Origin of the sequence: Brevibacterium antiquum (genome assembly GCF_016107655.1) — a bacterium.
In the GTDB taxonomy this organism is placed as follows: Bacteria; Actinomycetota; Actinomycetes; order Actinomycetales; family Brevibacteriaceae; genus Brevibacterium; species Brevibacterium antiquum.
The window spans coordinates 14,037-38,208 of sequence record NZ_JABASX010000008.1; the positions used below are offsets into that span (position 1 = coordinate 14,037).

The 24,172-nt window shown below is 64.2% G+C and carries 23 protein-coding genes and 1 tRNA gene; 6 read left to right on the forward strand and 18 right to left on the reverse strand.

The features are described 5' to 3' along the window. Positions 1-6: 6 nt before the first annotated feature. Positions 7-1,119 carry an o-succinylbenzoate synthase gene (locus JFC13_RS13785; protein WP_198397657.1) on the reverse strand — a complete coding sequence of 371 codons (1,113 nt, stop codon included), beginning with the start codon at positions 1,117-1,119 and terminating at the stop codon, positions 7-9. A gap of 44 nt (positions 1,120-1,163) precedes the next feature. Between JFC13_RS13785 and JFC13_RS13790 the strand changes: the two genes are divergently transcribed. The 3 genes from JFC13_RS13790 to JFC13_RS13800 are packed head-to-tail and all read left to right on the forward strand — an operon-like array spanning position 1,164 to position 4,325. Continuing rightward, the gene (locus tag JFC13_RS13790; protein WP_198397658.1) at positions 1,164-2,081 is read left to right on the forward strand and encodes a 1,4-dihydroxy-2-naphthoyl-CoA synthase; all 918 of its coding nucleotides are present in this window, start codon (positions 1,164-1,166) and stop codon (positions 2,079-2,081) included. A 13-nt stretch (positions 2,082-2,094) separates the two neighbouring features. Further along, a complete protein-coding gene (locus JFC13_RS13795; protein ID WP_198397659.1) occupies positions 2,095-3,339 on the forward strand; it encodes an AMP-binding protein in 1,245 nt (414 codons plus the stop codon). A gap of 53 nt (positions 3,340-3,392) precedes the next feature. Further along, a complete protein-coding gene (locus tag JFC13_RS13800; RefSeq protein WP_198397660.1) occupies positions 3,393-4,325 on the forward strand; it encodes a 1,4-dihydroxy-2-naphthoate polyprenyltransferase in 933 nt (310 codons plus the stop codon). Between the two features lie 27 nt (positions 4,326-4,352). Here JFC13_RS13800 and JFC13_RS13805 read toward each other — a convergent pair whose 3' ends face one another. Next, on the reverse strand, positions 4,353-4,619 hold the full coding sequence (locus JFC13_RS13805) for a DUF4229 domain-containing protein (protein ID WP_198397661.1): 267 nt from the start codon (positions 4,617-4,619) through the stop codon (positions 4,353-4,355). 84 nt (positions 4,620-4,703) lie between these two features. Here JFC13_RS13805 and JFC13_RS13810 point away from each other — a divergent pair, with 84 nt between their 5' ends. Continuing rightward, positions 4,704-5,144 carry a PLD nuclease N-terminal domain-containing protein gene (locus tag JFC13_RS13810; protein WP_198397662.1) on the forward strand — a complete coding sequence of 147 codons (441 nt, stop codon included), beginning with the start codon at positions 4,704-4,706 and terminating at the stop codon, positions 5,142-5,144. Between the two features lie 373 nt (positions 5,145-5,517). On the opposite strand, the gene ccsB is transcribed toward JFC13_RS13810, so the two are convergent. The 14 genes from ccsB to JFC13_RS13880 form a co-directional block, all read right to left on the reverse strand. Continuing rightward, entirely contained in the window at positions 5,518-6,525 is a 1,008-nt protein-coding gene (gene ccsB / locus JFC13_RS13815) for a c-type cytochrome biogenesis protein CcsB (protein WP_198397663.1), read from the reverse strand. Between the two features lie 256 nt (positions 6,526-6,781). Beyond that, complete coding sequence (resB, locus tag JFC13_RS13820) at positions 6,782-8,419, reverse strand: cytochrome c biogenesis protein ResB (protein ID WP_332839419.1); 1,638 nt, start codon at positions 8,417-8,419, stop codon at positions 6,782-6,784. Next, positions 8,419-9,174: a cytochrome c biogenesis CcdA family protein gene (locus JFC13_RS13825; RefSeq protein WP_198397845.1), complete on the reverse strand. Its 756-nt coding sequence runs from the start codon at positions 9,172-9,174 to the stop codon at positions 8,419-8,421. Before JFC13_RS13825 ends, resB begins: the two co-directional genes overlap by 1 nt. A 5-nt stretch (positions 9,175-9,179) precedes the next feature. Further along, positions 9,180-9,794, reverse strand: coding sequence for a TlpA family protein disulfide reductase (locus JFC13_RS13830; RefSeq protein ID WP_232488631.1), 615 nt, complete (start codon positions 9,792-9,794; stop codon positions 9,180-9,182). Continuing rightward, entirely contained in the window at positions 9,791-10,432 is a 642-nt protein-coding gene (locus JFC13_RS13835; protein ID WP_198397664.1) for a histidine phosphatase family protein, read from the reverse strand. Before JFC13_RS13835 ends, JFC13_RS13830 begins: the two co-directional genes overlap by 4 nt. After that, a complete protein-coding gene (gene hemL / locus JFC13_RS13840; protein ID WP_198397665.1) occupies positions 10,432-11,769 on the reverse strand; it encodes a glutamate-1-semialdehyde 2,1-aminomutase in 1,338 nt (445 codons plus the stop codon). The genes JFC13_RS13835 and hemL overlap by 1 nt, the downstream gene beginning before the upstream one ends. Positions 11,770-11,831: 62 nt before the next feature. Beyond that, positions 11,832-12,347, reverse strand: a complete 516-nt coding sequence (locus tag JFC13_RS13845; RefSeq protein ID WP_198397666.1) for a MarR family winged helix-turn-helix transcriptional regulator — start codon at positions 12,345-12,347, stop codon at positions 11,832-11,834. Beyond that, positions 12,344-13,351, reverse strand: coding sequence for a porphobilinogen synthase (gene hemB, locus JFC13_RS13850; RefSeq protein WP_198397667.1), 1,008 nt, complete (start codon positions 13,349-13,351; stop codon positions 12,344-12,346). Before hemB ends, JFC13_RS13845 begins: the two co-directional genes overlap by 4 nt. 1 nt (position 13,352) lies before the next feature. Further along, entirely contained in the window at positions 13,353-14,945 is a 1,593-nt protein-coding gene (locus tag JFC13_RS13855) for a bifunctional uroporphyrinogen-III C-methyltransferase/uroporphyrinogen-III synthase (protein WP_198397668.1), read from the reverse strand. After that, positions 14,942-17,419 (reverse strand): glutamyl-tRNA reductase, encoded by a 2,478-nt coding sequence (hemA, locus tag JFC13_RS13860; RefSeq protein ID WP_198397669.1) that lies wholly within the window; start codon positions 17,417-17,419, stop codon positions 14,942-14,944. The genes JFC13_RS13855 and hemA overlap by 4 nt, the downstream gene beginning before the upstream one ends. Further along, the gene (locus tag JFC13_RS13865) at positions 17,416-18,111 is read right to left on the reverse strand and encodes a redox-sensing transcriptional repressor Rex (RefSeq protein ID WP_143922016.1); all 696 of its coding nucleotides are present in this window, start codon (positions 18,109-18,111) and stop codon (positions 17,416-17,418) included. The genes hemA and JFC13_RS13865 overlap by 4 nt, the downstream gene beginning before the upstream one ends. Positions 18,112-18,138: 27 nt before the next feature. Next, positions 18,139-18,384, reverse strand: a complete 246-nt coding sequence (locus tag JFC13_RS13870) for a glutaredoxin family protein (protein ID WP_198397670.1) — start codon at positions 18,382-18,384, stop codon at positions 18,139-18,141. 75 nt (positions 18,385-18,459) lie between these two features. After that, positions 18,460-18,558, reverse strand: a complete 99-nt coding sequence (locus JFC13_RS13875; protein ID WP_009882927.1) for a 30S ribosomal protein bS22 — start codon at positions 18,556-18,558, stop codon at positions 18,460-18,462. 217 nt (positions 18,559-18,775) lie between these two features. Then, a complete protein-coding gene (locus tag JFC13_RS13880) occupies positions 18,776-19,981 on the reverse strand; it encodes an acetoin utilization protein AcuC (RefSeq protein WP_198397847.1) in 1,206 nt (401 codons plus the stop codon). Between the two features lie 59 nt (positions 19,982-20,040). Between JFC13_RS13880 and JFC13_RS13885 the strand changes: the two genes are divergently transcribed. Continuing rightward, positions 20,041-21,450, forward strand: a complete 1,410-nt coding sequence (locus JFC13_RS13885) for a TrkH family potassium uptake protein (RefSeq protein WP_332839420.1) — start codon at positions 20,041-20,043, stop codon at positions 21,448-21,450. Further along, the gene (locus JFC13_RS13890) at positions 21,443-22,105 is read left to right on the forward strand and encodes a potassium channel family protein (protein ID WP_193072196.1); all 663 of its coding nucleotides are present in this window, start codon (positions 21,443-21,445) and stop codon (positions 22,103-22,105) included. The genes JFC13_RS13885 and JFC13_RS13890 overlap by 8 nt, the downstream gene beginning before the upstream one ends. A gap of 241 nt (positions 22,106-22,346) precedes the next feature. Here JFC13_RS13890 and JFC13_RS13895 read toward each other — a convergent pair whose 3' ends face one another. After that, entirely contained in the window at positions 22,347-23,252 is a 906-nt protein-coding gene (locus JFC13_RS13895; RefSeq protein WP_198397672.1) for a hypothetical protein, read from the reverse strand. Positions 23,253-23,849: 597 nt separating this feature from the next. Next, a tRNA-Gly gene (locus tag JFC13_RS13900) sits at positions 23,850-23,920 on the reverse strand. Positions 23,921-24,172: the final 252 nt, after the last annotated feature.

The window sequence follows — 24,172 nt, forward strand, 5'->3', positions numbered from 1 at the left end:
GCAGTCTCAAGAACGCGAACTGAGCAGCGACGGTCGCAGAACGCTCCAGCACTCCTGCAGTCTCATCGACCACCAGTCGAATCGTCCCTGATCCACCGCCAGCCTCTCCAAGCGCTGTGGGTCCGGGACGATTCGCGTCACCGGGATCTGACCGTTGACAGGACGCACGCTGAGGTCCGCGCTCACCACATCCTCGGCGAAGAGCCTCCCAGTACCCAGACCGCAGGCCGGGTGCTCACCGAGGAGTTCCCGGCTCACTGGTGTGCGCGGCAGCGTGGCCGCCAGCTGGGCACCGGCGGCCAATCCGACAGACGACTCCAATGCCGAAGACACAACTGCCGGCAGACCGCAGGCTTCGATGATCGATCGTGCGGCAGCGATCCCACCCAGCGGCTGGACCTTGACGATGACAACCTCGGCGGCTCCCAGCTCTGCCACTCGCAGGGGGTCCTCGGCCTTGCGAATCGACTCATCAGCGGCCAGAACCACAGGCAGTCCATCGAGCTGCTCGCGCAGCCGCGCCATGTCTTCAACGGCCGCGACCGGCTGTTCGAAGTACTGCAGGTCGAGTTCCGCCAACTCGGCGCAGGCTCTGAGCGCCTCGGGCAGCGAATAGCCGGCGTTCGCATCGAGTCTCAGCGTCGTTGAGGGAAACAGGCGCCGAAACTCTCGCAGCCGCTCCACGTCAGCCGGCAGGGAGTCGATCCCATGTTCGGCCACCTTCGCCTTGACTGTACCGACGGGTCCGTAGCGGGCCAGGATCGACTCGACTTCGGAAGTGGCGCACGCAGGCAGAGTCGCGTTCACGGCCACGGACCGGACGGCGGCGGCGCCTGATCGACCTGCGGTGTCAGCCAACTGACCGACGGCACTGGGGCCAGCCTCGGCGGTTCCCGGCAGCAGACCTGCGAATTCGAGAGCGGCTCGCAGCCAGCGTGAGGATTCGGCTGCATCGTATTCGGTGAATGGGGAGAACTCCGCCCACCCGTCGGGGCCTTCGAAGAGCATGATCTCGCGCTCGGTGATCCCCCGGAACCGGGTGACCATGGGGAGTGTGAGAATCGTGAAATTCGGCACGAGTTCAGCGATCGACTCAGGGATCTGCTCCGTATCAGCCATGGAGCAACCATATCGGTCGGGTGACAGGCGATAGGGTTGGTGCCATGACGGTTTCTGAAATCTTTGACCCCTCCCAGTGGCGTGAAGTCTCCGGATTCGACTTCACCGACATCACCTACCACCGCGCGGTCAATCCCGACGGCACCGACCTGGGCTGCGTACGCATCGCCTTCGACCGTCCCGATATCCGCAACGCCTTTCGCCCGCACACCGTCGACGAGCTCTTCCGAGCCCTCGACCACGCGCGTCAGACCTCCGACGTCGGCGCGGTCCTGCTCACCGGCAACGGCCCCAGCTCACGCGACGGCGGCTGGGCCTTCTGCTCCGGCGGCGACCAGCGCATCCGCGGCCGTTCCGGCTACCAGTACGCCTCCGGGGAGACCCGCGAGTCCGTGGACCCGGCCCGTGCCGGTCGCCTCCACATCCTTGAGGTCCAGCGCCTCATCCGCACCATGCCCAAGGTCGTCATCGCCGTCGTCCCGGGTTGGGCCGCCGGCGGTGGCCACAGCCTCCATGTCGTCTGTGACATGACGATTGCCTCGCGCCAGCATGCGAAGTTCAAACAGACCGATGCCGATGTCGGCTCCTATGACGCCGGCTACGGCTCCGCCTACCTGGCGAAGATGGTCGGGCAGAAGAAGGCGCGCGAGATCTTCTTCCTCGGCCGCACCTACTCGGCCCAGGACATGGCTGACATGGGCGCCGTCAACGAGGTCGTCGACCACGAAGATCTTGAGACCGCAGCCCTGACCATGGCCAGGGAGATCCTCGGCAAGTCTCCCAACGCCCAGCGGATGCTGAAATTCGCATTCAACCTCGTTGACGACGGGCTCATGGGACAGCAGGTCTTCGCAGGTGAGGCCACCCGTCTGGGCTACATGACCGACGAAGCGGTCGAAGGCCGTGACTCCTTCCTGGAGAAGCGCGACCCCGACTGGTCCCCCTACCCCTGGTACTACTGAGCGCCCCCGCCACATGAACGCACAGCCCGTTGCGGATCTGCCCAGTGCGATCGATCGTGCCTTGGACGGCCGCTCGATCCTCGTCCTGCCCCGTACGCGTGATGCTGCCATCACCGAGGTGGCTCCCAGTCAATGGATGGGTGTTGGCCGGGCGCCGGCGCTGGTGCTCTTCACCTCTGGTTCGACGGGCACGGCCAAGGCCGTCGCTCTGTCCGCCGAGGCGCTGACCACCTCGGCGCGGGCCACCGAACGTTCCCTGTCCGGACCCGGAGACTGGCACCTGAGCCTGCCCATCAACCACATTGCCGGCTTCCAGGTGGAGCTGCGCGCCCGGCTCGCGGGACGGGAACCGATCAGAACCACCTCGGCGACATTCACCGCAGGTTCCTTCGCCGACGAGGCCCAGCAGCTGTTCGCACAATCCGGCGAGCGACCGACCTACACTTCACTGGTGCCCACCCAACTGCACCGGATCCTTGCCGATGACCGGGCCGCTTTCGCTGCGGCGAAGTTCGACGCCATCCTCCTCGGCGGTTCCGCGATCTCGCCGGCCCTGCTCGAACGCGCCGATGCACGAGGCCTGCACATCGTGCGGACCTACGGGATGAGTGAGACCGCAGGTGGGTGCGTGTACAACGGGACCCCCTTCGATGGTGTCGAGATCACGATCACCGAGTCCTCAACGATCGACCTGCGCGGTCGCGTCGTGGCCGATTCCTACGTCGAGATCACTGCTGAGGGCCGCATCTGCCCCGTCGACAACCCGGGCCTGACCACCGATGATGACGGTACACGGACCATCCACACGAGCGATCTGGGTCGGCTCGACGAAGGGGTGCTTACGGTACTCGGGCGCTCCGATGACATCATCGTCTCCGGGGGCACGAATGTCTCGCCTCATGCCCTTGAGACCGGACTGCTGCCCACCTGGCAGCACCATGGGATCGCCGAGGTGCTCGTGACCTGGGTGCCCGATGAGGAGTGGGGCAAACTGCTCGTCGCCCTCGTCCGCATCGACGGTCAGGGGCCCGACACTGTGGCCAGCTCGATGGGCTCACCGCGTGAGTTCGCGCGGAGTCTGGGCAGACTCGACCATGGAATGCACGGGCAGCTGCTGCCTCGGCTGGTCTTTCCCGTCACTGAGATCCCCAATCGGTCGATCGGCAAACCCGACCGACAGGCTGCGGCCCGGCTTGCCGCCGAGCTTGCTGAGACCGAGAACCACAGGACTCCGCCGCCCGAATACCCTAACAAGTGAACTATCGGTAATATGAGACGGTTCCAATTTTTATGAGGAAGGTATCCCGCCCAATGGCAACTGCCGCGCAGTGGATCTCCGGAGCCCGACTACGAACATTGCCGCTGGCTGTAGCCCCTGTTCTCATCGGCACCGGCGCTGCCATCGGCTCCGTCGGCGGCTTCACCTCCTTCATCATCGGCGACTACACGCGCAACGGCCACGACCATTCGCTGTTGCAGATCTTCCTCCGAGCGGTGCTCGCCCTCCTCGTCTCCCTCTGCCTGCAGATCGGGTCGAACTTCGCCAACGACTACTCCGACGGTGTCCGCGGCACCGACGATGTCCGCGTCGGTCCCGTGCGTCTCACAGCGACGGGCCTCGCCGAGCCGAACGCGGTCAAACGTGCGGCTTTTCTGTTCTTCGGCATCGCCGGCGTCGCCGGAATCGTGCTCATCCTCATCTCGCAGGCGTGGTGGTTCCTCATCGTCGGCGCCGCCGCTGTGGCAGCCGCCTGGTTCTATACGGGCGGCAAGAAGCCCTACGGATACATGGGGCTGGGCGAGGTCTTCGTCTTCGTCTTCTTCGGCCTGGTGGCCACGCTGGGCACGATGTGGATGCAGGTCGGCGGACTCAGCCTCAGCGGCTGGGCCGGTGCGATTGCCATCGGTTCACTCGCCTCCGCGGTGCTCATGGTCAACAACCTGCGCGACATCCCCACCGACATCGAAGCCGACAAGATCACCCTGGCTGTCCGCCTCGGCGACAACCGCTCACGGATCGCATTTGCGAGCCTCGTGCTCGTACCCTTCGCACTGCTCGTCCTGGCGATCCTCGACGGTCATCCGGCCGTAGCATTGGCCGTCCTCGCGCTGGTGCCCGCTCTCAACCCGTTGAAGACGGTGCTGCGTGGAACCACCGGCCCCGGGCTCATCCCCCCGATCAAATCGACGGGCCTCACCGCTCTGGCCTTCGCCGCCCTGATGGGCCTGGGCTTGGCACTGTAGCCTGGCTGGCTCAGTAGCCTGGCTGGCTCAGTTCCCTTCGTCGACGATACGGTCTTCCGCATCCTCGTCGACGCTCTTGCCCTTCGGAGCCGTTTTCCGCTTCGCAACGCGCTTCTCGATATCCTCGGCCACCTTGGCGCGCATGCCGCCCAGGAAGAGATAGCTGAGGATGGCTCCGATGACGATTGCAGCCATCGCCATCACGAGGTTGAACCCGAGGAATGGCTGCAGAATCAGCCCTACGGCGACGATGATGCCCAGACGAGCCAATGTATAGATCCAGAAGTTGCGCATTGCACCTATTTTAGTCCGTCCACATCAGTGATTCATCACTGCCCGTGTGGGCGGGTGCTCAGGTTAGTGGACTATCCTGGGTGCATGGCTCGAATACTCATTGCCGCGATCGTCCTGGCGGCAGCGGTCACACTGTACGGACTCTTCGATTGCCTTCTGCGCGATCGTGGTCTGATCCGAGTCCTGCCCAAACCCGTGTGGGCGATCATCATTCTGCTGATCCCCGTGATCGGCTTCGTCCTCTGGTACCTCTTCGGCCGCGGGACTGAGGACAAGCCCTCAGCAGCGCCTCGTCAGCGCGGCCCCAGCGCCCCAGACGATGACGATGACTATCTGCGCAAAGTCGATCGCGACGTCAAGTTGGGAAAGCACGCTCCCGAAGCGCAGAAGCCCGAGGACAAGACCCCCGGCGCAGCAGATGACATCGGCGACGATACTTCTGCCGATTCCGACACTCATTCCGCCGATACCGACGAACACGGTTCGGGCGGTTCCACCGGCGACGGACGCGGCCACTCGAACTGACCGCTGGCCCTCACTCTCGCCTGACCGACGCTGAGCGCTCCGCTGCGTCTCTGAATGCTCCTGCGCTGAGGCTCACACAGCTCCGTTGAGGCTCACGCAGTCTGTTGGACACTGATTGACTGCGCACAGACCTTGGACCGCGCGAGAGGGCTCCTCTGCAGTCGATTGGAACCTCGGCGGCACACAAGAGCACAAGAGCATCGTGCAACCAGCAATAGGCTGGTGCGTAGTCCACAGACTGTGCTCGGACTGCAGAGCGTCGTCATCAGGCGCATCGCCCGGAGATCAGCCCTAGAACGTCGTGAATCAGGTGTGATCTGCCTCGGCGCTGGCTGCAACTCGGCTCAGGCTGCTGTGCAGCCCTGACCGCAGATCAGCCGAGCCCCGAGTACGAGTGAAGGCCGTTGAAGTACATGTTGACGACGGTGAAGTTGAAGATCACCGTGGCGATGCCGATGAGGTTGAGCACTGCGACCTTTGTCGGTCCCCAACCCCGTGTGGCGCGGGCATGCAGGTACGCGGCGTAGATGACCCAGACGACGAACGTCCAGATCTCCTTCGAGTCCCAGCCCCAGTAGCGGCTCCAGGCCACCTCGGCCCAGATGGCGCCGGCGATGAGGGTGAACGTCCACGTGATGAATCCGACTGCGGCAATCGTGTAGGAGAACCGTTCCAGGTCGATGCTCGCGGGCATCCGACGCATGAACCGCAGCCACTTCGGGTTCTTGGTCTCCTGCGTGTTCTTCAGGATCTGGAACACGGCGAGGATCGCGGAGATGTAGAGCAGCGACGTCGACAGGATTGCGATGGGTACGTGGATGGCGATCCAGTACGAGTCGAGCGCCGGGATGAGCTTCGCGGCTGGTGTGTAGAAGACCGTGATGGCCAGGCCCAAGCACAGGAGCACTCCCCCGGCCACGATCGTTCCCAGGTAACGGATGTCCTTCTTCACATTGACGATGAGGAAGACGATGACGGTGATCACCGTGGCAGTGAGGACGTATTCCATCATGTTGCCCCACGGCACACGCATCACCGACAGCGCCCGAGTGAGCACAGCGGCCACGTGAAGAAGGGCAGCAAGGACGAGGAGCGAGGTGCCGATCCTTGCCCCGCGCCGAGGCTTCTCCTTGCCTGATCCGGCCGAGATCTCAGCCGAAACGTCGGTCTGCGGCGGGTCGAGGAGTGCCGTGGTGGCCTTCCTGTTCGTGCGTCGCACATTCGAGGGCTTGGCGGCACTCGTCGCACCGGCTTCAGTCTGCTTGAGTTCGCGCCCGCCGAACAGGTCGAAGGCATAGAAGATCATAGCGACGGCGTAGACGACCATCGCCGAGATGATGAGCTGATTCGACCACATTGCGAGGTCAGTGTTGACGTCCATACATCCTCCGCACCAGCGGTGCTCTTCCATTGCGTCGTGGGTTTTGCTGTGCTGTTGCTGTGCCAGGACAGCTGTTGCTGCGGCAGGACAGCCCTCGTCGGGGCCGACCCGCGACAATTCTACTCCGCGTAGTACCTAAAGCGAATCATTCGTCTCCCCTGGCGTTCCGATCTCGGGCCTCCCGACCCTGAGCGTTCCAATCTCGGGCCTCCGATCTCGAGCGCTCCGAACCGGGCCCTTCCGTTCGTCAGGATCGTCAGATCCTTTCCTCGGAATCATCGTCAGGATCATCGTCCGGTTCATCGGCGAGATCCTTCGCGAGGTCCTTCGCAGCCCGTTCGACCATCTGATCCTCACCACGGGCCAGTGCCGCAACTTCGGCCTGGCCATCCTTGATGCGCACCCACATGCGTCGACGTGGGATGAACAGGGACAGCCCCAGACCCAGCAGCACGGCGATCGCGCTGACGAGCATCAGACCCTGTGTCGGGTCCTGCGAGATGTCGACGGCGATATAGCGTTTGACCCCATCGAACGTCACCGACCCGCCATCGGGCAGCTTCTGAGTCTCTCCCTCGGCGAGTTGGATGAGCAGAGGGTTGCCCGTGGCATCGGTCATCTCCGTCATGTTTTCGGCATCGATCGTGTACACCGACTGCGGCGTTCCGTTGTCAAGGCCGAGGTCACCGGTGTACCCGCTCATCACGAGGTAGGGATTGCGCAGTTCGGCGAAGCTCGAGACGAGTTCGCCGTTCTCGTTCTGAGTGGCGGTCGGCAGGAATACGCCGACGAAGCCCATCTGAGTCCCAGCAGAATCGGGTACCTTGATGACGCCTTCGGAGGTGTAGCCGGGGTCTCCGCCGTCGGGGATGAACACCTGCGGCCCGGACTGCACGACCTGGCCCTTGGCGTCCTTGACCGTGACCTCCGGAGCGTAGCCGTTTCCGGTCAGGTAGACGCCCGTCCCGCCCACGCGCACGGGTTCGTTGACGCGCAGCGTGTGCTTCTCGCTCTTCCCATCAGCGGTGGCCGTGACCTTCGCATCGAAGGTCCGGGGCTGGCCGAACTGACTCCCCGGAGCCTGGTCGTCGAAGGTGGATTCGAAGCTGTCGAGTTTGAGCCGGAAATCCGGCAGGTTGTTGGCGTCGTAATAGGAGCCCGGTTCGAACGAGTCGTAGGCGACCAGGGAGTTCGTGAATGTCTCCCCCTCGACGAGGATCCGCTGGCCCTGATAGCCGAACAGGGATCCGATCGCCATCGTCAGCGTCGCGACGAGGAGGGCGATATGGAAGACCAGGTTGCCGGTCTCGCGCAGGTAGCCTCGTTCGGCGGCCACGTGATCGTCGTGGCGCACGGTGCGGTAGCCGAGCTTCTTCAGCCGGGCTTGGGCAGTGTCGAGGAATCCCTGGTCTGCGACTTCGCGGGATTCGGCTGATCCGGTCGCCGAGGTGAAGGATTCGTATCCGGGCATCCGACCCAACCGCCTCGGCGCCTTGGGTGGGGCCGAACGCATGGCCTTCCAATGCTGGGCCGAGCGTGGGATCACGCAGCCGATCAGCGAGATCATGAGGAGGAGGTAGATCGCGGAGAACCAGATCGAGGAGTACACGTCGAACATCTGGATCGTGTCGAGGAACTGCCCCCACGCACCGTTGGCTTCGAGGAACGTGGTGACCCGGCCCGGATCCTGAATACGCTGCGGCAGCAGGGAGCCCGGGATCGCGGCCAGGGCCAAGACGAGGAGGAGGATCAGTGCCACCCGCATCGTCGTCAGCTGACGCCACGCCCACCGGCACATGCCGATGAACCCCAGCTGGGGCTGGGTCACACCGGACTTGTGGCTGCCAACCTGCTTGCTGTTGTCAGCTTTCTTGTCAGCGGTCTTCTTCGCCACTAGATCACCACTTCGAAATCATAGATCAGACCCTGCAGAGAGGTCATCCACGCGTTCCACAGTCCCGAGGCCATGAGAACGCCCAACACGATGAGCATGATGCCCCCGGCACGGACGATCGCCGTCTGGTGCCTGCGCACCCAGGTCAGGCGGCCTGCACCCTTGTGGATCGCCACCGCCAGGAGAATGAAGGGAATGCCCAGTCCCAGGCAGTAGACGAACGCCAACAGTGCGCCGCGCCAGATCGTTCCATCGCCGCCGAAGCTGACCGACATCGACAGTACTGCCGACAGTGTCGGGCCCACGCATGGGGCCCAGCCGAGGGCGAAGGTCGCGCCGAGCACGGGCGCGCCCCAGAGCCCTGCCTGAGGACGAGCCCGGATCCGGTGCTCGGTCTGGAGCAGGCCGAAGCCGCCCATGAACACGAAGCCGGCGATGATGACAACGACGCCGAGGATCCGGATGAGCAGTCCCTGCCACTGTGAGAACAGTGCGCCCAGGGCCGAGAATCCCGTCCCCAGCAGGACGAAGACGACGGTGAACCCGAGAACGAACAGTGCGATCCCGACAACGACCCGCCAGGTCTCCTTGTCCTTGAGGGAGGACCCGCTCAGCCCGGTGACATAGCCGACATAGCCCGGGACCAGCGGCAGCACGCAGGGTGAGGCGAAGGAGACGAGTCCGGCCAGTGCGGCCGCGCCGGTGGCCAGAAGCAGCGGCCCGTCGAGAACCGTCTGGGCGAAGTCCGCCCCGATTCCACTCACTCCGCCTGCACGTCCTCGATGAGTCCTTTGAGCGTCGACTCATCGACCTCGCCGACGACTCGAGCTGCGGCGCGACCCTTCGCGTCGAGGACGACTGTGGAGGGTGTGGCCTGCGGCGGGAGGACACCCGAGAGCAGAGCCACCATGTCGCCGTTGGTGTCGAGCATGTTCGCATAGGGAATCTGGTAGTTCGAGATGAACGCGTTGGCTGCGGCATCCTGGTCGCGGACATTGACGCCGAGGAACTGGACCTCGTCACCGAATTCCTCGGCCAGGGACTTCAGCGCCGGGGCTTCCTTCCGGCACGGTGGGCAGGCCGCGTACCAGAGGTTGATGACGACCGGGGTGGGCCGGAGGTCGGCCAGTGACATCGACTTCCCGTCGAGTGTCTCGAAGTTCAGCTCCAAAGGCTCCCCGCGTTTGTCCTTGGCCACCTGGGACACGACACCGGAGCCGGACACATATCCCTGATCGGATCCGGCCTGATCGGCCAGTTCGTCATTCTCACTGCACGCGCTGAGAACCACAGCGGTGCCGGCGACCAGTCCGGCCAGGAGGGTGCGACGGTTCATCGGATTCGGGCGGTTGAACGGATTGGGGCGGGCATTCATGCTCCCGCCACCGCTTGCCCAGGCTGCAGATCTGCACAGATGCTCTCGTAACTCACGGATACAAGTGTGGACGATTCGAATGTGAAACTGGTGATAGATGCCAGGTCACACTCCCTGCGTCGGGGGTCGTGGACGAGTGAACGCTGCTCCCCCGCCCGGCGTGTCATCCAGATCGGAAGCTGATGGGAGACGATGATTCCCTCGGCCTCGGGGTCGTGCTTGGCGAGCTTTGTGCGCAGGCTGGCCATGGCCGCCTGCATCCGCAGAACGATCTGCCTGTAGGGCTCACCCCAGGACGGTGTCAGCGGGTTGTACAGCCGCAGCAGATTGCGCGGTTCGGCCAACCTGCGACCGTTGACCTTCTGACCCTCGAAGGAGTTCGCGGCTTCGATCACGCGGTCATCGGTGAAGACCGGCAGCTCGAGTCGCTGCCGCAGCGGGGTGATCGTCTGCTGCGCCCGCAGCAGCGGGGAGCACACGAGCTCGACCGGGGGCGCCGAGGCTGCGGCGAAGTGCTCGCCGACCCGTCGGGCCATCTCATGGCCGCGTTCGGTCAGACCGAAGTTCGGCAGCCGTCCGTAGAGGATGCCCTCCGGATTGTCGACCTCCCCGTGCCTGACCAGGTGGATCGTCGTCATCAGTTCCCCTGCGTGTTCGGTACACTCGCTGCCGCCTTGGCTGCGGCCGGCAGTGCCGTGATGATCCGATCGAGGATCTCATCGGTGTGGGCGTAGGAGAGGAACCAGGCTTCGAAAGCGCTCGGCGGCATGTGGATGCCGGCCTCCAGCATGGCGTTGAAGAACGCGGAGTAGCGCTCGACGTTCTGTCTCCGGGCGTCGTCGTAGTTGATGACCTCATGGTCGGTGAAGAAGACGGAGAACATCGAATTCGCCGACTGAATGGTGTGGGCCACACCTTCAGCCTCCAGCGCAGAGGCGACTGCGGGCCGCAGAATGTCCGCAGCGCGGGAGATGTGTGAGTACACATCGAGTTCGGTCGTCAGCTTCAGCGTGGCCTGGCCGGCGGCAGTGGCCACAGGGTTTCCGGACAGGGTTCCCGCCTGGTAGACCGGTCCTGTCGGTGCCAGATGCTCCATCACGTCGGCACGTCCGCCGAAGGCCGCGGCCGGGAAACCGCCGCCCATGACCTTGCCGAAGGTGAACAGGTCGGCAGGCCCCTCCGGGTAGCCGAGTGATTCGGCCTCATAGCCGTACCATCCTGCGGCCGAGACGCGGAAGCCTGTCATCACCTCGTCGCTGATCATCAGAGCCCCGTGGGCCTTGGTCAGGCGGCGGATGGTGTTGGTGAAGCCGTCGCGAGGAGGCACGACGCCCATGTTGCCCGGGCTGGCCTCTGTGATGACGCAGGCGATCTCATCACCGTGTTCGGCGAAGACGGCCTCCAATCCTGCCGCATCATTGTAGTCGACGACGATGGTGTCCGAGGCCTGAGCACCGGTCACGCCCGGGGTGTCGGGCAGGGAGAAGGTGGCCAGCCCGGATCCGGCTTGGGCCAGAAGCGCGTCGACGTGTCCGTGGTAGCACCCGGCGAACTTCACAATCTTCGCCCGCCCCGTGTAGCCGCGGGCCAATCGGATGGCGCTCATGGTCGCCTCTGTGCCCGAGGACACGAGCCGGACCTGGTCCACGGGCTCGACGCGGGCGACGATCTCCTCGGCGAGTTCGACCTCACCGGTCGACGGGGTGCCGAAGGAGAAGCCCTTGACTGCGGCTTCCTGCACGGCGGCGACCACCTCGGGACGGGAGTGGCCCATGATCATGGGACCCCACGATCCGATGAGGTCGATATAGTCATTGCCGTCGGCGTCGCGCAGCCATGCTCCGGTCGCCGAGGTGATGAAGCGCGGGGTGCCTCCGACGGCTTTGAAGGCCCGCACCGGTGAGTTCACTCCACCGGGGATGACATGTTCGGCGCGCTCGAACAGCGCGGCCGACTTCGCAGTCTCGTGTTTCATGGGTTCTCCTGAAGAAGTCGCCGGATCGGTGGTCGGTTCAGATGGTAGTGGAGTCGGTGAGCTCAGTTCGCAGACGTCGAAGGTTCGACATCGGCCGGTGGTGAATCGACGGGCCCCTCGCCGATCTCACGCATGTGGGCGGTGACCTTGCCGAACACGCGCCCCAGAGTCGCCATCTCCTCTGGCTCGAGCAGGTCGACGAGGTGATCGCGGACGCTTTCCACATGTGCGGGAGCCACGGCCACGAGCAGCTCCCAGCCGGCATCGGTCATCTGGCAGTTGACTCCGCGTCCGTCTTCGGGAATCGAGAAGCGCTCGAGAAGGCCCTTCTTCTCCATCCGGGCCACGCTGTGCGTCAGACGCGAACGCGACATCGTCGTGTCCATCGCGAGCAGAGCCATGCGCATCGTCCGGTTCTCATGTTCGCTCAGCCGGACCAGGATCTCGTATTCGGGCATGCCGATGTTGTGATGCTCCCGCAGTTCCTTGTCCAGCTGCGTGGTCAGCAGCTGTGACCCGGTGAGATAGCTTCTCCAGGCCTTCTGATCGGGGCCGCTGAGCCATCGTGGTTCGCTCATCGCAGTGCCCCGTCCTGCGTCGGCGAGGTCAGTCGCTGCGCGACCTCTGTGGCCCAGTAGGTGAGGATCGCGTCGGCTCCGGCACGCTTGAAGGCGATGAGGGATTCCTCGATGGCGCGTTCGCGTTCGATGGCTCCGGCGGAGGCCGCGAATTCGATCATCGCGTACTCCCCCGACACCTGATAGGCCCACACGGGCACCGGCGACTCACAGGCCACCTCGGCGAGGACGTCAAGGTAGGGCATGCCGGGCTTGACCATGACGATGTCGGCACCTTCGGCCAGGTCGAGGTCGAGTTCGCGCATGGCCTCGCGGCCGTTCGCGGGGTCCTGCTGGTAGGTCTTGCGGTCGCCTTGAAGCTCCGAATCCACGGCTTCGCGGAACGGACCGAAGAACGCCGAAGCGTATTTTGCGGAATAGGCCATCACGACCACGTCGGTGAAGCCTTCCAGGTCCAATGCCTCCCGGCAGGCCGCGACCTGACCGTCCATCATCCCGGACAGTCCCACCACGTGGGCTCCGGCGCGAGCCTGCGCCACGGCCATCGAGGCGTAGCGCGTCAGGGTTGCGTCGTTGTCGACGCCGCCCGCGGAATCGAGGACTCCGCAGTGTCCGTGAGAGGTGAATTCGTCGAGGCACAGATCGGCCATGATGACGGTCGCATCGCCGAGGTTGTCCCGCAGCAGCGTCAACGCTCGGTTGAGGATGCCCTCGGGATCATCAGCCTGGGAGCCTTCATTGTCCTTGTGTTCCGGAATTCCGAACAGCATCAGTCCGCCGACACCGGCGTCCACAGCCTCGTTGGCTGCCTCGAGCAGGGAATCCAGGGTGTGCTGGACGACGCCGGGCATGCTGGTCAGCGGTGCCGGTTCGCTCAGCGTCTCCTTGACGAACATGGGCAGGATGAGATCGGCCGGGTGCAGGCGCGACTCGGAGACGAGCCGGCGCAGGGCCGGTGTCGTCCGCAGGCGGCGGGGCCGAACGGTTCCGGGGACCAATGTCATGTCAGGCCTTCTTTCTGCGGCGCTTCTGGCTGGGGCGCGTCGGGGTGGTTCCCGCCGCCAGGTCGTCTTCGCGTGCAGACATCGCGAATTCGACCAATCCGTCGATGAGGGAGGTGAGGTTGGCTTCCTCGGCGAGGACGTCGACTCGCAGGCCGTGTTCGGCCGCAGTGTTCGCCGTGGCAGGTCCGATGCAGCAGATCACCGAGGTGGCTGCCGGTTTTCCGGCAATCCCGACGAGGTTGCGCACCGTGGAGGAGGACGTGAAGAGGAAGGCGTCGAAGTCACCGGCCTTGATGGCCTCCCGGATGGGAGCCGGAGGCGGCGAGGCGCGCACGGTACGGTAGGCCGTGACGTCGTCCGGGTCCCAGCCCTTCTCCAGGAGTCCGGCCACGAGCACCTCGGTGGCAATGTCGGCGCGCGGCAGGAACACCGTGTTCATCGGATCGATGTCATCGACGTAGTCCGGCCAGGCCGCAGCGAGGCCACGAGCCGAGTGTTCTCCGTCGGGGACGAGGTCGGGGGTGATGCCCCAGTCGATGAGTGAAGCGGCGGTGCGACCGCCGACGGCCGCAACCTTGACACCGGAGAGTGAGCGGGAGTCGAGACCGAAGTCCTCGAACCACATGCGCACGGCGCGGACGGCGTTGACCGAGGTGAAGCCCACCCATTCGTAGGATCCGTCGACGAGGCCCCGGATCGCCTTCTCCATCTGAGTCGGCGTGCGCGGGGGCTGAACGGCGATCGTGGGGACAACGGTGCCGACAGCACCCAGCTCCCCCAGCGCCTCGGCGGTGGAGGTGCCCTGTTCCTTCGTCCGCGGGATGAGGACCTGCCATCCGAAAAGCGGCTTGGTCTCGAACCAGCTGAGTGCGCCTCGCGATTCCACTCCCTGTCCCATGATGACCACCATACGATCCCCGCCGGACTGCGCCATCGTCAGGGCCTGCCCCAGGGTGGTCTCCACACTCGTCTGATCGGTGGTGGAGATGCCCCAGCCCAGCAGCACCTTCGTGTTCTCATCCCAGCCGTCGTCGAGCAGAGCGCGGATCGCCTGTTCGTGATCGGCTGTCGTGCCCGTGAGCACGTGGGTGGTGTTGCGGTGCCGGGAGACGTCGACGTGAGTCTGCGGGCCTGCCTCGATGAAGCGGACCGAACGCACGCGGTTCGTCGTCAGCGCTGTGCCGGTGTAGGCGGAGGTGGCCGCGGAGAGTCCCACTCCGGGCACGATCTCGACGTCGACGTCGGCCTTGCGGCACACGGCGGCCTCGGCAGTCGTCGTCGTGAACAGAATGCCGTCATCGGAACTCAGACGCACCACGGTCTTGTCTGGGCGAGCCAGCTCGGCGAGTTTGCGTCCCCGTGTCGAGGCCGTCGCACCGAGCTCAGCAGCCTCGATGATCTCAGTGGCCTGCGGGACGTAGGCGGTGACGATCTCGGAATGCACGTGGGTGTCGTAGACGACGATCTCGGCGTTTGCGAGGATGTCGGCGCCGCGGATCGTCATCAGACCCGACTCACCGGGACCGCTGCCGATGAAGACGACGCGGGGTGAGACGGGCAGAAGACGTCGGGGCTGAACCTGGCCGATAGTCATACCTGCTCCTGGACTTTGACAGGGGTGAGGTGATCCGCGGACTGGGCGGGATCGATGCCGAGCTGTCCCAGCAGATCTTCTGCCGCTGCGGTGCCGAGTTCGTCGGCGAGCCGAGCGAGCTCCTTGCCTGTGATCGACAGCTGGTTCGCGCTGCCCGAGTCCAGATCCACGTCCGGAGTCATGGGCAGCGGGGCGCTCTGGCGAGTGCGGGCGAGGTTTCCGTCGTCATCGGCCATGACTGCGTCGACGACGAAGTCCGAGCCCTGGATTGTGGCCAGCGCACCGATGGGGGCCGAACATCCGGCCTCCGCACGGGACAGGATCGCCCGCTCGCAGGTCACGGCCAGGTCGGTGGTCTCATCGTGGAGGAGCTTGAGCTGATCGCGGACCTCGGCATCGGCAGCCATGACCTCGTTGTCGAGGGCGAAGGGACTGTCTGCACCCCGCGTCTCAACGGCCAGGGCTCCCTGCCCGGGGGCGGGAAGCATCGTGTCGAAGTCGAGGGAGTCGGTGGCCTCGGCCAAGCGACCGATGCGGCGGACTCCGGCCGCGGCCAGCACGACTGCGTCGAGCCGTCCGTCACGGACGTGGGCGATGCGTGTATCGACGTTTCCGCGCACCCCGCGGACCTCGATATCGGGTCTCGCGGCGCGCAGCTGCACGGCACGGCGCGGGGAACCGGTGCCGACGACGCTGCCTGCAGGCAGATCCGCAAAGCTCAGACCGTCCCGGCCGATGAGGACATCGGCGGGATCGACCCGGGGCGGGATCGCAGCCATCTGGATGCCAGCTTCGGGGGTGGTGGGCAGGTCCTTGAGCGAATGCACTGCGATGTCGATCTTGCCCTGGTGCAGTGCCTGCCGGACGGCGGAGACGAAGACGCCGGTGCCGCCGAATCCGGTCAGGGGCGACATGTTGACGTCGCCCTCGGTCACGACCTCGACGATCTCGACGCGCCAGCCGGTCAGTGCCGCCAGCTGGTGGGCGATCGCCGTGGACTGGGAACGTGCGAGCTTCGAGCGGCGAGTGCCCAGGCGGATCGTGCGACCGGAGAAGTGCTCGGGTTCGACGATGTCGAGGGTGTGGTCGGCTACGGGACGAACACCGTCGGCCTCAACATGATTCGCACTCGAGGCCGTGGCGATCTTGGTCTCTGGCTTCGCGATCGAGTGGGCGACCTTGTTCGTCGGCAGGTCGAAGAGCTGCATCAGCGCCTGCGCGTAGTCGACGTCGGAGTCCGTGACGGCCAGCTCCTTGACCTTGACCGTCGGCGTGTGGATCAGCTTCTCCGCCACACGGTGCAGGGACTTGCGGATCTCAGCGAAGGCCTTGTCATCGACATCGGCGCCGATCTTCTTCTCCAGACGCTTCGTCTCCGCCGCGAGAACATCCTTGGCGTGGCTGCGCAGCGCCGTGACTGTGGGGGCGACCGATCGTTCCTTGGCACCGGTCTCAAGCTTGGCCAGCTCTTCCTGAATGATCGCACGCACCGATTCGACGGTTTCTACGACCGCAGCGTCACGCTGGTTCGCGGAGCTGGTGAGCATGGTTCGGATCTCGGCGAGACCGAAGAGCGCGACGTGTTCGAACTCGCGCACCGTGGGGTCGATGTCGTGGGGCAGGGCGAGATCGACGAAGGCCTTGTTCGCTGCGCCCTTGGGGTTCTGGGACAGACCGGCCTGTATGTCCTCACGGGTGACCACGACTTCCCGGGCACCGGTGCAGGAGATGATGAGGTCGGCGTCGGCGATCTCCTCGGCGAGGATCCGGGAGGTCAGTTCGCGGGCACGGCCGCCCACCTCGGCGACGAGGCGCTCTGCCTTGTCCACGGTGCGGTTGAGCACGGTGGTCTGCGCCACGCCCTCCTTGTGCAGGCCCGAGACGACAAGGCCCGACATAGCGCCGGCACCGATGACCAGCGCATTCGCGGCCCGCAGGGATCCGATGTGGGCTTGGGCGGCTTCGAGGGCGGCGCTGAAGAGTGAGCGGGCGACTTCGTCGAGTCCGGTCTCCGAATGAGCTCTCTTGCCCACCCGCAGGCTCTGCTGCAGTGCATGCGAAAGGTCGGAGGTCAGTGCTCCGGCCGACAGCGACTCGGTGAACGTCGAGCGCAGCTGTCCCAGGATCTGGGCTTCGCCGATCGCCATCGAATCGAGACCGCAGGAGACCTTGAGCAGGTGCTCCAGGGCCTGAGCATCGTAGTGGGCGTAGAAGTGCCCGGCGATGTCCTGCCATTCCTTGTCGATGGAGGAGACGAGGGCATTGCCGAGATCGGCGAGGCCTCCGTGGAAGGCGGTGACATCGGCGATGAGCTCCAGGCGGTTGCACGTCGAGAGAACCGCGAGTCCCTCCACATTGTCGCCGGCCAAAGCGTCGGTGCGCAGTGCTCCGACCTCACCGGTGCCGAATGCGAGGGCGTCCAACATGTCGATCGGAGCCGACTGATGGGAAATGCCGAGAACCAAGAGAGTCAATTCCTGTGCTCCTCAAAACCTGGGTTGAGCGGTGCCGAATCTAGCGCCGAATAGTATGCGAGTACTTGCAGCTCACTGGCCAGATCGACTTGATGCACACGGATCGAATCCGGGGCGTCGAGCACGGTGGGTGCGAAGTTCAGGATCCCGCGCACGCCTGCCTCGGCGGCGATATGAGCCGCCGCCGGTGCCGCGGATGCGGGTACTGCCATGACGACGAGGTCGATGTCCTCGGGCCAGGTGGCAAGTTCGGTGAGGTCTGAGACCGGCAGAGTGCCGATCACGGTTCCGATCTTGGCCTCATCGGTGTCGAAGATTGCGGTGAGTGAAAGTCCGCGGCGTTTGAATCCTGCGTAGTCTGCCAGGGCTGAGCCCAGGCGACCGGCGCCGATGATGGCGACGGTGCGCGACCGGTCGAGACCGAGGAATGTGCGCAGAGTCGAGGCGAGATCCTCACAGGAGTAGCCGACCCCGCGCCGACCCGAGCGTCCCAGCTGGGACAGGTCCTTGCGCAGAATCGACGACGACACACCGCTGCGGGCCGCCAACGCCTCCGAGGAGATCGTTGACTGACCCGTTGCAGCGATCGTCTCAACCGTCTGCAGGTAGATCGGGAGTCGGGAGATGACGCGTTCGGGCACGTCCTTTCGGACGACACCCTCAATGCTGTTGGCGGACAGAATCTCGCCCACGAAAACGCGTCACTCCTTCAAACGATCTCATGCGCCCAGAGCCTCAAGTGCTCTCGACAGCCGGCCCGAATCGACCCGATGGAAGCTGTGCTGCCGGCCGTTGAGCAGGACCACTGGGACATCCCAGCCGTACTGTCCGGCAAGATCATCATCGGTATCGATGTCGATCTCGCTGACACGGACGTCTCTGCCGGCCACAGCCTCGGCGATGGCATCCCTTGCGGTCTCGCACAGGTGGCAGTCGGCGCGTGTCAGGAAGGTCAATGTGACCACTGCACACTCCTCATCGGGCGACAACAAACCCCGCCGAATTCAGATTCGAGCGGGGGCGTAGGACCGTGTCCGGTCTTACTTCTTGTTGCGACGCTGGTGACGTGTCTTGCGAAGCTGCTTACGGTGCTTCTTCTTCGACATACGCTTGCGGCGCTTCTTGATGACTGAGCCCACGCGGGTACCCCTTGTGATCGTCGGTGGAGGTGAACATCTGGTGCCCACCCTTTGAACTAACCGTGCAATTCTATCGCTTGGGCCTCTGCTTTCCCAAAACTGTGTCCAGATCCACAGCGCCGATGGCACGATCCGCGGATTGGCGGTCTCGCGATCCCGGGGGACGCGAGCCTCAGTCGACACAGGCGTCGACTTCAGTCGAAGTAGGCGGCCGGCTTCAGTCGAAGTAGGCGTCGAGGCCGAAGAACGGGAACAGGTTCTTGCGGGTGCCCATCACAGCGCGGTCGAGTTCGGCTTCGGGGTCGAACCCGTTCGACCAGCGGGTGAATGTGCCGTCGAAGCCGTCGGTCATCGACAGGGGCGCTTCGCGCCCGGTCTTCGTCTGCGCGTAGTTGGCCCAGCGGCCCGGAATGCGGGCACCTGGATCGATGTCGAGCCCGGCGGAGATCGCGAGCACATTGGTCCAGGCTCGGGGCACCACGTCGATGATCGAGTAGCCCCCTCCCCCGGTCGCCAGCCATTTTCCGTCGGTGTATTCGGCGGCCAGGTCGCGGACCCATTCGGTGGCCACCCGCATCGCATCGACGCTCAGTCGCATGTGTGTCAGCGGGTCGCTGCGATGTCCGTCGCAGCCGTGCTGGGAGACGATGATCTGCGGTTCGAATCCGCCGATGATCGCGGGGATCGTGGCGTCGAAGGCCCGCAGCCATTCCGCGTCGAGTGTGCGCGGCGGCAGTGCGATGTTCGCCGCCGAGGCGGCCGCGCGCAGTCCCCCGATGTCGGCGGGGAAGCCGGAGCCGGGGAACAGGAACTTCCCCGATTCGTGCATCGAGACCGTGAGCACCCGAGGGTCGTCCCAGAAGAACTTCTCGACGCCGTCCCCGTGGTGGGCGTCGAGGTCGATGTAGGCGATGCGCTCGTATCCCGCTTTGAGGAATTCGGTGATGGCACCGGCGATGTCGTTGTACACGCAGAACCCGCTCGCGTGATCGGGCATCGCATGGTGCATTCCGCCGGTGAAGTTCACGGCGTGGGAGTAGTCCCCGGAGATGATAGCCCGCGCCGAGTCCACCGAGCCCTGGAACAGCATCGCCGAGGCGGCATGCATGTTGTCGAATCCGGGCACATCCTCGGTGCCGATGCCGTACTTCTTCCCATCCTCATCGCTGAGTTCGGCACCGGCGCCGACCTTCTTCACCGCGGCGATGAAGTCCGCATCGTGGAGATTCGCCAGCGTGTCCTCTTCGACCTCACCGATGCCGTGGATATGAACGTTGTCGGCGTCGAAGAGGCCGAAGTCCATGGCCAACTTCGCAGTCAGATCAAGTCTGAGGGGGTGCATGGGATGGCTGGGACCGAAGTTGTACCCGGTCACCGCGTCGTCCCAGACGACATATACATCGCTATCGGCCATGGGCACCATGCTATATGGCACAGCTCACCTACGGAGATTCGCACGCTTCGGGATCTACCATAGAGTCTGTGTCCAAGAATTCCCCGCAGCGCTTCGACCGGATCCTGCGCCCCGGCCGGTGGGCCCGCGACTTCGTCGACGACCTCGCCGTTGCCTCGCCGGCTCGTCTGGCGATCGGATCTTTCATCGCGGTGGTGGCATTCTTCGCGATCCTTCTGATGCTGCCTGCGAGCATGCGCGATCCGGGTTCGGTGTCCCAGTCCGAGCAGATCGCCAATGCCGTATTCGTGGCCGTCTCCTCCGTCTGCGTCACGGGGCTGACTCCGGTGGTGACAGAGAACTACTGGTCAGACTTCGGGATCTCGGTCATCACCGCCGGAATCCAAGTCGGCGGCCTGGGTATCCTCACCCTCGCCTCGGTGCTGGGCATGGCAGTCTCCCGGAGGCTGGGAGTCAGGCAGCGCCTCATCGCCCAGCAGGCCACCTCGGCGCTCAATCTGGGCCAGGTCGGCACACTGCTGAAGACCGTGGTCATCACCATCGTCACCGCCGAGGCGATTCTTGCGGTGCTGATGTTCCCGCGGTTCCTCATCCGCGGCGAGAGCATCGGCGACGCTCTCTGGTATTCGGTGTTCTACTCGATCTCGGCGTTCAACAACGCCGGTTTCACGATCCACCCCGGCGGTGGTGCCTATTTCGCATCCGACCCATGGATCCTCTCGCTGCTCATGCTCGGCGTCTTCGTCGGCGCGCTGGGGTTCCCCGTTGTGCTCATGATCGCCATGCAGTGGAATCACCCGAGGAAGTGGGACCTGCACACGAAGCTGACGCTGACGACGACGACCGCAGTCCTGGCCATCGGGCTCCTATTCCTCCTCATCTTCGAATCAGCCAACCCCGACACTCTGGGTGACAAGAACGCAGGGCACACGTTCGTCGAGATCCTGTTCATGGCGGTGATGCCACGTTCGGGCGGGTTCTCGACCATGGACATTGCGGATATGAACCAGTCCTCGCACCTGCTCATGGACCTGATGATGTTCATCGGCGGCGGATCGTCGTCGACGGCCGGCGGCATCAAGGTCACGACAGTGGCTGTGCTGGTGCTGGCCGCCTATGCCGAGGCCCGCGGTCTGCAGGACGTGCATGTCTTCGGACGGCGCCTGACCTCGTCGACGATCAAGCTCTCGATCTCGGTTCTCCTCACGGGTGCGATCATCGTCTTCATCGGCACTCTGGCGATGCTGCAGATCTCCGCCGAGCCGCTGGACAAGGTGCTGTTCGAGGTGATCTCCGCATTCGGCACCGTGGGATTGAGCTCCGGGGTCTCTGCCACGGTCAATGAGGCAGGCCTGTACAGTTTGTCCGTGATCATGCTCATCGGCCGTCTCGGTACGATTACACTGGCGGCAGCCCTGTCCATGCAGGACTCGGTGCGCCTGTACCGCTACCCCGAAGAAAGGCCGGTCGTTGGCTAACGAACACACCTCAATCCTGGTCATCGGACTCGGACGCTTCGGGTCATCGACCGCTGCCACGCTGGCGAAGCTGGGCCGTGAGGTCATGGCGATCGAACACAGCGCCGAGCTGGTCAAGGACTGGAGCGGCAAGCTCACCCATGTCGTCGAGGCAGATGCCACCAACATCGATGCGCTGCGGCAAGTCGGCGCGGGTGATTTCTCCACGGCGGTAGTCGGCATCGGCACCTCGATCGAGGACAGTGTGCTGACGACGGCCAACCTCGTCGATCTGGGCGTGGGTCAGGTGTGGGCGAAGGCCATCTCCCCCTCACACGGCAAGATCCTCCACCGCATCGGCGCCCACCATGTCCTCTACCCCGAATCCGATGCCGGCCGGCGGGTGGCGCACCTGGTGAGTTCGCGGATGATGGAGTACATCGAATTCGACGAAGGCCACTTCGCAGTCGTGAAGATGCGTCCCCCGCGTGAGATCCAGGGCTTCACCCTCAGCGAGTCCGGCGTGCGCGACAAGTACGGGGTCACGATCGTGGGCATCAAGAGCCCCGGTCGCGACTTCACATACGCCGAGCCCACGACCCGCGTCGGCAAGCAGGACCTGCTCATCGTCGCCGGCCACGTGGAGCTGCTGGGGCGCTTCGCCGGACGCCCGTAGGACGACTGGGCGGAGGCCGACTTCAACCGCGGGCAAGGGGCGGGCCGGCGGGGAACCGTGCGGGCCGGCGGGGAACCGTGCGGGCCGGCGAGGAACCGTGCGGGGTGGCGAGGTGCGGGCCGGCGCCTTATAGGCTGGCGAACAGCACCAGCTTGCTGAAAGTGCATAGGTAGAGCACTTGTGCACTACGTGGGCACTTATGCCTAGTGGTTGCATCGCAGCTGCGTCATAGTACTTGTATTCAGACCCACTCAGCCGCACGTAGCCACGGTGCCTGGCCATACAGTTTGGTCGCGAGGGATTCCAATTCGACTGCCTCGGCGAAACTGAGGCGGACGATCCGGTAGCCCATTGCGATAAGGCGATTGTATTGCGCAGACTCCTTCCGCATCAGGGAGAACCCGCTGTCGACGTACTTCGTCGTGCCGTCCACAAAGATGATCGTCTTCGAGGCCCTGTGCATGAAATCAACCCGCGCGATACGTCGGTGGCCATCGAACACATCGACCTGCTGTTCGAAGCCCGCGATCTTGAGAAGTGAGAGGTTGTAGGCGCATCGACTTTCGGCGTAGCTCTCCGACAGTGGGCTGATGGAGGCAAGCAGCCGTTCTGCCCGGCGGCGCCCTTTCGAAAGCCGTCCAACGACCGGAGCAATGCCCTCATCGATACACCTTCGCGCAAGCTGACCGGTGTTCTTCGGATATCCGAAACGTGCCGCTTCGTCTGCACAGAGATCAGAGCCGAACACAGCTCTCCGCAGAACCTTCTCCAACGCAGCGAACGCCTCTGGCTCCCCCAAGTGCTCAATGAGGTCAAGGGCCGTTCTCACGGGTGAGGTGAGCATCATCTTGCCGATGTGAACCGAATCCTCTTCCGGTATCAATCTGGTCGTGCGGGACAGGTCGCTGCTCTTCCATCGTCGGGACGGATTCGCCACATGGATCAGTCCGCGTGGCGGTCGGTACAACGGCAGATCATGAATGTAGGCCGCCGAGACTCCGCACACCACATCGTCGGACCGGTACAGCGGATAAGACGCAACTCTGAGTTTCTCGATAGTATCCAGCAGGGCGAAGCTCTTCCGCCCCGTGGTATCCGTCTGTTCGCCAACCGTCTTGATCCACGCCTCATCAGTGATGAGGTCCATAATTCTGCCGTGACGAGGGCTTTGGCACCGAGCGACAATCGAGTACATGCCATACGTAAGTTTGAGCAGGCAGCAGCCGATCGCACTGCCGATTCTGCGGCTGTGGATCCCGTTGGCGTTCAATTCCCGAGTTCGCACAATGTTGTACATGGGCCAATGCTCGAGCGCAGGTGCGACGCGATTCAATGGGCTCGCTCAACCCTGTGGAAGCAGGTTTCGCCTCCACAGGGTTCACGCACACGAGTCACGGCATCGTCCACAACGAAACGAACCCGAGTCGCCGACTGATGCGGCAGCGACCGACGTGACTTCTGCTACAGCTGACAAGGGAAGACGAGGAATATGGACTTCAACTATGCGCGCTCTTCCGCTCACACTCACACCTCAGCAGACTGTAAGCGGCGCAGTTCCCTGTTGGTCGATACACAACCGCTGGGAACAAGTGCGCAGGTAGAGCACATGTGACGCACCAGTGCACTTTGGGCTAGCGAGCAGCGGCTTTACGGTGGCTAAGGCGCGGGCGAGGTGAGCAAAGACGGCAGGAAGGAGCGCAAAAAGGGCTAGAAGCGCAACTAGACCCCCGCTTACGTGTACGAGAGCGGGCGACGGGAATCGAACCCGCGTCATCGGCTTGGGAAGCCGAGGCTCTACCATTAAGCTACGCCCGCGTTTGACCGGCGGAACATGTTCTCACCAGGGAATATACCCTGAAGCGGCGAGAGTATTCCTGCTGAGACTCCCTCAGTGTATATCGACCCACCCAGTGTATATCGACTCCCCCAGCGTATACCGGTATATCTTCGGGATGGAGTCCCTGCAGGGGCATGCAGCAACAACGCCTGAGGGGGCGGCCGCAGCCACCCCCTCAGCATCCTGACTCAGGAGCATCAAGCCGTACGAGCATCATGTCGTACGAGGAC

Bases quoted from the DNA above. Each gene is read 5' to 3' on its own strand.
- hemB (WP_198397667.1), bottom strand. From the start codon at position 13,351: ATGACATTGGTCCCCGGAACCGTTCGGCCCCGCCGCCTGCGGACGACA.
- JFC13_RS13795 (WP_198397659.1), top strand. From the start codon at position 2,095: ATGAACGCACAGCCCGTTGCGGATCTGCCCAGTGCGATCGATCGTGCC.
- JFC13_RS13785 (WP_198397657.1), bottom strand. From the start codon at position 1,119: ATGGCTGATACGGAGCAGATCCCTGAGTCGATCGCTGAACTCGTGCCG.
- JFC13_RS13880 (WP_198397847.1), bottom strand. From the start codon at position 19,981: ATGGTGCCCATGGCCGATAGCGATGTATATGTCGTCTGGGACGACGCG.
- JFC13_RS13895 (WP_198397672.1), bottom strand. From the start codon at position 23,252: ATGGACCTCATCACTGATGAGGCGTGGATCAAGACGGTTGGCGAACAG.
- JFC13_RS13845 (WP_198397666.1), bottom strand. From the start codon at position 12,347: ATGAGCGAACCACGATGGCTCAGCGGCCCCGATCAGAAGGCCTGGAGA.
- JFC13_RS13835 (WP_198397664.1), bottom strand. From the start codon at position 10,432: ATGACGACGATCCACCTGGTCAGGCACGGGGAGGTCGACAATCCGGAG.
- ccsB (WP_198397663.1), bottom strand. From the start codon at position 6,525: ATGGACGTCAACACTGACCTCGCAATGTGGTCGAATCAGCTCATCATC.
- JFC13_RS13830 (WP_232488631.1), bottom strand. From the start codon at position 9,794: ATGAATGCCCGCCCCAATCCGTTCAACCGCCCGAATCCGATGAACCGT.
- JFC13_RS13805 (WP_198397661.1), bottom strand. From the start codon at position 4,619: ATGCGCAACTTCTGGATCTATACATTGGCTCGTCTGGGCATCATCGTC.
- JFC13_RS13800 (WP_198397660.1), top strand. From the start codon at position 3,393: ATGGCAACTGCCGCGCAGTGGATCTCCGGAGCCCGACTACGAACATTG.
- hemL (WP_198397665.1), bottom strand. From the start codon at position 11,769: ATGAAACACGAGACTGCGAAGTCGGCCGCGCTGTTCGAGCGCGCCGAA.
- JFC13_RS13790 (WP_198397658.1), top strand. From the start codon at position 1,164: ATGACGGTTTCTGAAATCTTTGACCCCTCCCAGTGGCGTGAAGTCTCC.
- JFC13_RS13810 (WP_198397662.1), top strand. From the start codon at position 4,704: ATGGCTCGAATACTCATTGCCGCGATCGTCCTGGCGGCAGCGGTCACA.
- JFC13_RS13855 (WP_198397668.1), bottom strand. From the start codon at position 14,945: ATGACTATCGGCCAGGTTCAGCCCCGACGTCTTCTGCCCGTCTCACCC.